Source organism: Jatrophihabitans sp., assembly GCF_036388195.1.
In the GTDB taxonomy this organism is placed as follows: domain Bacteria; phylum Actinomycetota; class Actinomycetes; order Mycobacteriales; family Jatrophihabitantaceae; genus Jatrophihabitans_A.
The window spans coordinates 1-9,230 of record NZ_DASVSG010000155.1; the positions used below are offsets into that span (position 1 = coordinate 1).

At 72.1% G+C, this 9,230-nt stretch carries 7 protein-coding genes; 4 read left to right on the forward strand and 3 right to left on the reverse strand.

Annotation, left to right across the window (positions count from 1 at the left end):
• On the reverse strand, positions 1-3,488 hold a 3,488-nt coding region (locus VF612_RS15820; RefSeq protein ID WP_408660812.1), incomplete at its 3' end, for an ABC transporter ATP-binding protein.
• 93 nt (positions 3,489-3,581) lie between these two features.
• Here VF612_RS15820 and VF612_RS15825 point away from each other — a divergent pair.
• The gene (locus VF612_RS15825; protein ID WP_408660813.1) at positions 3,582-3,764 is read left to right on the forward strand and encodes a hypothetical protein; all 183 of its coding nucleotides are present in this window, start codon (positions 3,582-3,584) and stop codon (positions 3,762-3,764) included.
• A gap of 107 nt (positions 3,765-3,871) precedes the next feature.
• Here VF612_RS15825 and ligD (VF612_RS15830) read toward each other — a convergent pair whose 3' ends face one another.
• Together ligD (VF612_RS15830) and ligD (VF612_RS15835) are read right to left on the reverse strand one after the other, a co-directional pair.
• Positions 3,872-4,783, reverse strand: a complete 912-nt coding sequence (gene ligD, locus VF612_RS15830; protein ID WP_408660814.1) for a non-homologous end-joining DNA ligase — start codon at positions 4,781-4,783, stop codon at positions 3,872-3,874.
• Positions 4,773-5,705, reverse strand: coding sequence for a non-homologous end-joining DNA ligase (gene ligD / locus VF612_RS15835; RefSeq protein ID WP_408660815.1), 933 nt, complete (start codon positions 5,703-5,705; stop codon positions 4,773-4,775). The genes ligD (VF612_RS15830) and ligD (VF612_RS15835) overlap by 11 nt, the downstream gene beginning before the upstream one ends.
• A gap of 50 nt (positions 5,706-5,755) precedes the next feature.
• On the opposite strand from ligD (VF612_RS15835), the gene VF612_RS15840 reads away from it, so the two are divergent.
• The 3 genes from VF612_RS15840 to VF612_RS15850 all read left to right on the forward strand — a co-directional run.
• Entirely contained in the window at positions 5,756-6,754 is a 999-nt protein-coding gene (locus VF612_RS15840) for a Ku protein (protein WP_408660816.1), read from the forward strand.
• Between the two features lie 194 nt (positions 6,755-6,948).
• Positions 6,949-7,971, forward strand: coding sequence for a tryptophan--tRNA ligase (gene trpS / locus VF612_RS15845; RefSeq protein ID WP_408660817.1), 1,023 nt, complete (start codon positions 6,949-6,951; stop codon positions 7,969-7,971).
• An 81-nt stretch (positions 7,972-8,052) separates the two neighbouring features.
• On the forward strand, positions 8,053-9,230 hold a 1,178-nt coding region (locus VF612_RS15850; RefSeq protein ID WP_408660818.1), incomplete at its 3' end, for a hypothetical protein.

Sequence of the window (9,230 nt, forward strand, 5' to 3'; positions counted from 1 at the left end):
AGCTCGGCCCGGGCCAGCGCGATCAGCTGGCGCTGCCCGGCGGAGAGGGTGCGGCCCCGGTCGCCGACCTGGTGCAGGTACCCGCCGCTGAGCCGGGCCACCATCTGGTGCGCCCCGACCGCCCGGGCGGCCCGTTCCACCTCGGCGTCGGTGGCGTGCGGCTTGCCGTAGGCGATCGCGTCGCGGATGGTGCCGGGCGACAGGTACGGCTCCTGCGGAACGATGCCCAGGTGCTGCCGGTAGCCGGTCAGCGACAGCTCGCGCAGATCGCGGCCGTCGACTTCGACCACCCCCGTGGTCGGGTCGTAGAACCGGGCGATCAGCTTCACCAGGGTGGACTTGCCGGCGCCGGTCTGGCCGACCAGCGCCACCGACTGGCCCGGCGGGATGTGCAGGTCGATGCCGCTGACGGCGGGCTTGGCGGTGGCCAGGTAGCTGAAGTCGACGCCGGCCAGCGCGATCTCCCCGCGCAGCTCCGGCACCGGCCGCGGGTCAGGTGGCTCCGGCGTCCCGGTGGGGGTGCGCAGCAGATCCTTCAGCCTGGACAGGCCAACCGAGGCTTGCTGGTAGCCGTCGAAGACCTGCGAGAGCTGCTGGACCGGCCCGAAGAAGGAGTCGAGGTAGAGGAAGAAGGCGATCAGGGCGCCGGCGGAGAGGGTGCCGTGGGCGAGCCGGTGCGCGCCGAAGGCCAGCACCGCCGCGCCGGACAGGTCGGCCAGCAGCTGCACGAAGGGGAAGTAGGCGGCGATGTAGACCTGGGCCCGCAGCCGGGAGTCCCGGTAGTCGCGGGCGACGCCGAGGAACGCGCGGGCGTTGCGCTGCTCCCGGCTGAACACCTGCGCGACCCGGACGCCGGCCACGTTCTCCTGGAACTGCGCGTTGACCGTGCTGACCCGCTCCCGGGCCTCCACGTAGGCAGGCACCGCCAGCCCCCGAAACACCACGGTGGCGGCGAGCAGGGCCGGCAGCGCCGCCACCAGCACCAGCGCCAGCGCGGCGTCGAGCAGCACCAGCGCCACCAGGACGCCGACCAGGCTGAGCACGCTGATCAGCGCCGAGGCGAGGCCGGTCTGCAAGAAGTTCGACAACGCGTCCACGTCGGTGGTCATCCGGGTCATGATCCGGCCGCCCAGCTCGCGCTCGTAGTAGTCCAGGCTCAGCCGCTGCAGGTGCGCGAAGGCCTTGACCCGCAGGGTGTAGAGCAGCCGCTCGCCGGTGCGCCCGGTCAGCCGCTGACCGGCGATGTTGATCACCCACTGGGCCAGCAGCACCGCCAACGCGACGGCCGAGACGGCGAACAGCACGGCCGGCCGGTGCTCGGCGACCCCGCGGTCGACCCCGATCCGGATCAGCCAGGGCAGGGTCAGCGCCAGCACCGCGTCCAACCCGATCAGGCCGATGCCGAGGGCGAAGGCCAGCCGCAGCGGTTTGAGCAGCCGGCGCAGGCTGAACTCCGGGTCGGCCGCCCGGGCCGCGGCCTCGTCGATGCCGGGGTCATCGGTGGCCGGGGGCAGCGCGGCCACCTTCGCCAGCAGCTCCTCGGTGGCCGGCACCGCGTCGAACAGGCCCCGGCCGCCGCCCATCCGGCCGGTCTCGGCGGCTTTGCGGACCCGGTCGGAGGTCTCCGCCAAGGGGTCGACGGCCACCGGCTGCCACAGCGCCGTGGTCACCCCGTCCACCACCGAGGAGTCCAGCGGCTCGGCGCTGGTCAGCTCGCCGGCGTCGATGCCCTCGGCGTCCTCACCCGGGCCGCCCAGCAGCAGCCGGAACAGCGCGCACCGTTCCATCAGCTCCTCGAACCCGCCGATGTCGACCACCCGGCCGTCGTCCACCACGGCTATCCGGTCGGCCAGCGACAGCGTCGAGCGGCGGTGCGCGATCAGCACCGTGGTGCGCCCCTGGATCAGCCGGCGCAGGGTGGCCAGGATCTCGGCCTCCACCCGCGGGTCCACGGCGCTCGTCGCATCGTCGAGCAGCATGATCCGGGGATCGGTCAGCAGCGCCCGGGCCAGCGCGATCCGCTGGCGCTGGCCGCCGGACAGCGTCAGGCCGCGCTCGCCGACCACGGTGTCGTAGCCCTGCGGCAGCTCGGCGATGAAACCGGCCGCCTCCGCGGCGACCGCCGCCGCGACGATCTGGTCGCGGCCGGCATCCGGACGCCCGTAGGCGATATTGGCGGCGATGGTGTCGGAGAACAGGAAGCTGTCCTCGAAGACCATGCCGATGACGGCGCGCAGGTCGGCCAGCCGGACGTCGCGCACGTCCACGCCGCCGACGGTCAGCGACCCGGCGTGCACGTCGTAGAAGCGCGGGATCAGCATCGCCAGGGTGGACTTGCCCGACCCGGCGCCGCCGACGATGGCCAGCGTCTCGCCAGGCTCGACGGTCAGGTCCAAGCCGCGCAGCACCGGGCTGGACCGGGTGTAGCCGAACTCGACGTCGCTGAACCGCAGGCCCAGCAGCCCGTCCGGGATCCGCTGGGGATCCGGCGGATCGAGCACCTCGGGGGTGGAGTCGATCACCTCCAGCACCCGCTGCACGCCGGCCCTGGCCTGCTGGCCGACGGTGAGCAGCGCGGTGACGCCGCGGACCGGGCCGATCAGCTGGCCGAGGTAGGTGGAGAACGCCAGGAAGGTGCCCAGGGTGATGTGGCCGTGCAGTGCCAGCCAGCCGCCGACCAGCAGCACGCCGACCTGGCCCAGCGCCGGCACGGCGACCAGCGCGGTGGAGTACTTGGCCTGCAGCCGGACCACCCGCATCCGTTCGGCGAACAGGGTGCGGGCCAGGCTGCTGAGCTCGAGCACCTCGCGCTGCTCCTGCCCGAAGCCTTTCACCACCCGGACGCCGGTCACCGCGGCCTCGACCTGGCCGACCAGCTCACCTGCCTGCAGCTGCGCCGACCAGTTGGCCGGGAACAGGTCCTGGCTGGAGTGCCGTCCGATCAGCCAGAGCGCGGGCACGATCACCAGCACCACCAGGGTGAGCACTGGCGACAGCCAGATCATGGCGACCAGCGAGATCAGGAACAGCAGCGCGTTGCCGGTGAGCATCGGCACGAAGGACAGCAGCCCCTGCACCAGCCCGACGTCGCTGATCGAGCGGCTGACCACCTGACCGGTCTGCAACGCGTCCTGGGCTGCTCCGTCCAGGCGTTGCAAGGAGGTGAAGACGTCGGCGCGCAGGTCGTACTGGACGTCGAGGGACAGCCGGCCGGCGGTGAACCGGCGCAGGAAGGTGAGGCCGTACTGCACGAGCGCGGCCGCGACCAGCAGCGCCACCCACGGCGCCACCGACGCCCGCTGCCCGCTGGGCCCGGCCGGCTGGCTGACGATGTCGATGACGTGTTTGACGACCAGCGGTATGGCCACCGCCACCAGCGCGCCGGCCAGCGCGGAGCCGAACGCGCCGAACAGGTCGACGCGGTGCCGCAGGCAGTAACCGGCCAGCCGGCGGAGCCAGGACGGGGGGCTGGCTGGTGGTGGCGGCACCGATTCATCCTATTCCGCACTCGTTAGGCAGACGAACCTTCTTCGCTGGCGCTGCCTCGGTTGGCTGCCGGCATCACGGCTACCCTGCAGCACGTGATCGCCGCCGGACTCTGCGCGAGCTGCCGCCATGCTCGGGTGAACCAGACCAGGCGCGGCCCGAGCTACCTGCGCTGCCTGCTGGCCAGCGTCGATGAGGCCTATCCGCGCTATCCACGGCTGCCGGTGCTGCGGTGCGCCGGGTACGCGCCGGCCGAGGACCCGCCAGCCGGGGACTGACCCGGCCGGCCACATTCAGGCCCGCCGCGTTCAGCCCCGCCGCGCTCAGACCCCGCCGCGTTGAGACCCGACCGCATTCAGGCTGGCCGCGTCAGGCCCGGCCGCGTTCAGGCCGGCAGCCTGGCGTCCCCCTGCAGCAGATCGGCTGCCAGGTCGCCCTCGGCCTGCACCCGGCGAAGCACCTCCGCGGCGTCCAGCTGGCTGAGCCCCGGGGCGGCGAGCTCCTCCCAGGTGCGCGGGGCGGCGACCCAGGGCCGGGCCCGGCCGCGCAGCGAGTACGGGCAGATCGTGGTCTTGGCGGGGTTGTTCTGGCTCCAGTCCAGCAGCACCTTGCCGACCCGCAGCGTCTTGGTCATGTTCGACACCACCAGCTTCGGATGGCTGCGGGCCAGCGACTCGGCCAGCCGCTTGGCGTAGCCGTGCACCTTCTCGACCGGCTGCGAACCGTCCAGCGGGGCGTAGAGCTGCAGGCCCTTGCTGCCGCTGGTCACCGGGATCGCCGTCAGGCCGTCCTCGGCGAGCCGGTCCCGGATCAGGTGGGCCGCCTCGGCGCATTCGGCCAGGCCCGCCGGCGGCCCGGGGTCCAGGTCGATCACCAGCCGGGTCGGATTGCGGACCGCACCTCGCGGGCCGACCGTCCACTGCGGGACGTGGAACTCCAGGGCGGCAAGGTTGGCCATCCAGATCAGGTCGGCGGTCGCGCGCAGCACCGGAAAGGTCAGCGTCTCGCGGTTGCGCGAGGAGCCCGGGGTCGGCAGCGTGACGGTGCGCACCCAGGACGGCGCGTAGCTCGGGATGTTCTTCTCGAAGAACGGCGTGCTGTCGGTGCCGTCGGGCCACCTGATCCGGGTCACCGGCCGGTCGGCGAGCTGGGGGAGCAGCACCGGCGCGATCCGCGCGTAGTAGTCCAGCACCTCGGCCTTGGTGGTGCCGTCGGGGTAGAGCACCTTGTCCAGCCGCTTCAGCTTGAACTGGTGGCCGTCGATGCTGACCAGCTGCTCGTCCGGCTCAGGACTCACGACGCACCTCGGCGGGGTCCAGGTCCGAACGGACGCCCCGGAACACCGGCTGGCGCAGCCGGTCACCGGTCGTCCAGCCGAGGTGGCGCACCTCCACCACGACGGACGGCTCGCACCAGCGGGCGCCGGCCGCGTCCAGCCGCGGGATGTCGGTGCTGAACGGCGGGCGGGGCTGCCGCAGCGGCCCGAGCAGCCGCTTGAGGTCCTGCCCGACGGCCCGGCTGATCCCGCTGCCGACCCGGCCCGCGAAGCTCAGGCCGCCGGCGCCGTCCGGCATGCCCAGCAGCAGGGCGCCGATCTCCTCCGGGGAGCCCGTCTCGGGCCGCCAGCCGCCGACCACGCAGACCTGGTGCAGCCGGTGGGCGGTCTTGATCCAGTCCGGGCTGCGCCGGCCGGGCTGGTAGGTCGAGCGGCGGCGCTTGGCCACCACCCCTTCCAGCCCCTGGTCCAGGGTGGCCGTCAGCAGCGCCGGCCCGTCGTCGTAGACCGGGGAGTTGCGCCAGGTCGCCTCGGGCAGGCTCAGCCGGCTCAGGCTGGTCCGGCGCTCGACCAGCGGGCGCTGCATCAGGTCGACGCCGTAGAGCCGCAGCACGTCGAAGGCCATCACCGTCACCGGTTGGGACTGGGCCAGCTCCTCGGCGCGGCGGGCGTCGCCGACGTGCATCCGGTCGGCCAGCGCGGCGAAGGACGGCACCCCGGCGCGCAGCGCGATGATCTCGCCGTCGATCAGGGCGTCCTTGACCCCCGCGGTCACCACGGCAAGCTCGGGAAAGCTGACGGTGACGTCCCGGCCGCTGCGCGACAGCAGCCGCAGCCCGGCTGCGCTGATATCGGCCAGGACTCGCATACCATCCCACTTGACTTCGTGCAGCCAGTCATCGCCAATTGGCTGTGTGCCAGGTGTGGCGAGCATCGGTCGCATAGGCTCATGCTGCCTGTAGGGACAAGTCGGCACCACCGTGAGGAGTAGGGATGAGAGCCATCTGGAAGGGCGCGGTGTCTTTCGGGCTGGTGAACGTGCCGGTGCGGCTGTTCGCTGCGACGGAGGAGAACGATATCCGTTTCCACCAGGTGCATCGCGAGGACGGCGGCCGGATCCGCTACAAGCGGACCTGCAGCGTGTGCAACGAGGAGGTCTCCTTCGACGCGATCGCCAAGGGCTACGAGACCAGCGACGGCCAGCTGGTGATCCTGACCGACGAGGATCTCAACCAGCTGCCGGTGGCCACCAGCCACGAGATCGACGTGGTGGAGTTCGTGCCGAGCAACCAGGTCGATCCGATCCTGTTCGCCAAGACCTACTACCTCGAGCCGGACGCCAAGGCCGCCAAGCCGTACGCGCTGCTGCGCGAGGCGCTGATCGAGACCGAGCGGATGGCGATCGTCAAGGTGGCGCTGCGGCAGAAGGAGACGCTGGCGGTGCTGCGGGTGCGCGACAAGGCGATCCTGCTGCAGACCATGCTGTGGCCCGACGAGGTCCGCAAGGCCGACTTCCCGGTGCTGGACGCCGACGTCGAGCTGCGGCCGCAGGAGCTGAAGATGGCCGCCTCGCTGGTCGAGAGCATGGCCGGGGACTTCGAGCCGGAGCAGTTCTCCGACATGTACCGCGAGGCGGTCATCGAGCTGATCGACGCCAAGCTCGAACGCGGCGAGTCGGCGACCCTGCCGGGCACCGACAAGCAGCCCAAGGCCGGCAAGACCGGTGAGGTGGTGGACCTGCTCACCGCGCTGCAGCGCAGCGTCGACCGGGCCCGCGGCACGGTGACCGACGATGACGCCGAGACTGCCGCTGACTCGAGCCAGGGCGAGGCCGAACCCGCCAAGGCCACCAAGAGCGCCGCCGCGAAGAAGGCTCCGGCGAAGAAGGCGGCGCCGGCCAAGACAGCCGCGCGCAAGGCTCCGGCGAAGAAGGCGACGGCGGCGGCGAAGAAGACCGCGCCCGCGAAGAAGGCAGCCTCCAAGAGCGCCTGATCCGGCCCGGTTCTTGGTACCGTAGGGCCATGTCCAGCTGCCCGGCATCCGTCCAGCGCAGCTGGTGGCCGTCCGAATAAGGACGGCTGCTCACCCACCCTGGCGATTCTTCGCACCCTGGGGCCGTCCCGCCGGACGGCCCCTTCTGCTGTGCTCCCGGCTGGGATTGCCCCTCCTGACAAAGGAGGAGCTCGATGACGACGATGACCGAGCCGACACCAGCGACCCGACCCCTGGCCGTCCCGCCGGCGACCGGACGGGTGCTCACCGGTGACCGCCCGACCGGCGGCCTGCACCTGGGGCACTACTTCGGCACGCTGGCCAACCGGGTCCGGCTGCAGCAGCAGGGCTGCGAGCTGTTCGTGCTGGTGGCCGACTACCAGGTGATCACCGACCGGGACCGCCCGGTCGACCTGCGCCGGCTGCGCACCTCGATGGTGCTGGACTACCTGGCCTGCGGGATCGACCCCGACGCCAGCACCATCTTCGCGCACAGCGCGGTGCCGGCCGCCAACCAGCTGCTGGTGCCGTTCCTGTCGCTGGTCAGCACCGGCGAGCTGGACCGCAACCCGACCGTGAAGGAGGAGATCCGGCTGTCCGGCCGGTCGTCGGTGAGCGGGCTGATGCTGACCTATCCGGTGCACCAGGCCGCCGACATCCTCTTCTGCAAGGCGGAGCTGGTGCCGGTGGGCAAGGACCAGCTGCCGCACCTGGAGCTGACCCGGTCCATCGCGCGCCGGTTCAACGACCGCTACGGCCCGGTCTTTCCGCTGCCCGAAGGGCTGCTCGGCGAGGTGGGCACGCTGCTGGGGCTGGACGGCCGCAAGATGTCGAAGAGCCTGGGCAACGCGATCGCGCTGGCCGACACCCCGGACCAGGTGGCGGCCAAGATCAGGGGCGCCCGGACGGATTCGGAGCGGCGGATCAGCTTCGAGCCGCAGACCCGTCCGGAGGTCGCGAACCTGCTCACCCTGGCCGGGTTGTGCCTGGACGTGGAGCCGCGGCAGGTCGCGGAGCAGGTCGGCGCCAGGGGAGCGGCGGAGCTGAAGCGGGTGGCCACCGACGCGGTCAACGATCTGCTCGCTCCGATCCGGGCCAGGCGGGCCGGGTATCGCCCGGAGGATGCCGTCGAAATCCTGCGCCGCGGCGGTGAGCGGGCGCGGGAGATCGCCGATGCCACCCTGGCCGAGGTCAACGCCGCTATGGAGATGGGCTGAGCGCCTGGGCTGCAGTGGACCGTGGCCTAGCGGAGGTAGCATGGTGTGCGCATAGCTGCGCATACGAGTGAGGTGGTTGGCATGGGCCGAGCGAACGTCTACCTGCCCGACGATCTGGAACGCCGGGTCAAGGTGGCGCAGATCCCGATCTCGGAGGTGTGCCAGCGCGCGTTGCTGGCCGCCGTCGAGGCCGCGGAGGGCGCCGGCCACCCGTTCGGCGAGGAGATCGGCCGGCAGTTCCAGCGCGGCTGGCAGGCGGGGCTGCGCTGGACGGAGCAGGCCTCCCACGAGGCGCTGCTGACCCTGCTGCGCGACCAGCGGTTGGACGAGATCCCGGCTGAGATGTTGCCGGCCGACCTGTACTCCCTCACCCAGGAGCAGACGCTGGCCTGGGAGGCCGGCTTCGCCGAGGCCGCCCGTGCGACGGTCCGGATCCCGCTTCCGGCGACCGGTGAGGCGCCGGCCGGCCCAGCATCCGCTGATACAGCAGCAGACGCGCCGACCGGCCAGGACACCGAGCCGGCCACCGAGCCAGGCGCAACCGAGCCCATCAAGGCAGCCGAGTCCGCGGAGGCAGCGGACTCCGAGCCTGCGGCCGAGGCGCCGGCCGATGATGCCGGCTCGTCCACGACAGCCGGCTCGTCCACGACAGCCGGCTCAGCCACCCGCGACGAGCTCGGGGACGACTCCGGCTGCCAGATCGGGGTCACCCTGGACGGCAACCGGGTCTGCTTCGACCCGCACGCGGCGCTGCGGGCCGGCAAGAGCCCGGTGTTCGCCGTCCTCGGCCACGCCGACGAGCGGGCCCGGCTGGTGCTGAGCGTGGCGCAGGACGCCGCCGCCCGCGGCACCGGCGTGGTGCTGCTCGACCTGTCCGGCCAGTTGGCCTCGCGGGCGGCGGGCCTGGGCAAGAACGTCCGGATCATGCCCCGGTCGCAGGCCTCGGTGCCGCGGCTGGAGGATCTGGTGCAGGGAGCGGTCGGCCTGGGCGGGCTGTGGGACACGGTGACCGGCCTGTCCCGCGGCGTAGGCCTGGCGCAGATGTTCACCGGCTCACCGGATGAGCGGATCGAACCCGGCTACGTGACCGTCATCAGCCTGGCCGGTGACCAACTCGGCGCGGCGCTGCCGGCGTTGCAGATCCTCGGCCAGCTCGCGACCCGGGCTGATTTCCCCCGGCTGCTGCACGTGGATCTGCCAGCCGCCATCACGGTGCCGGCGCCGTTCGTCTCCAAGCTGGGCCGGATCGTGCGGACGGC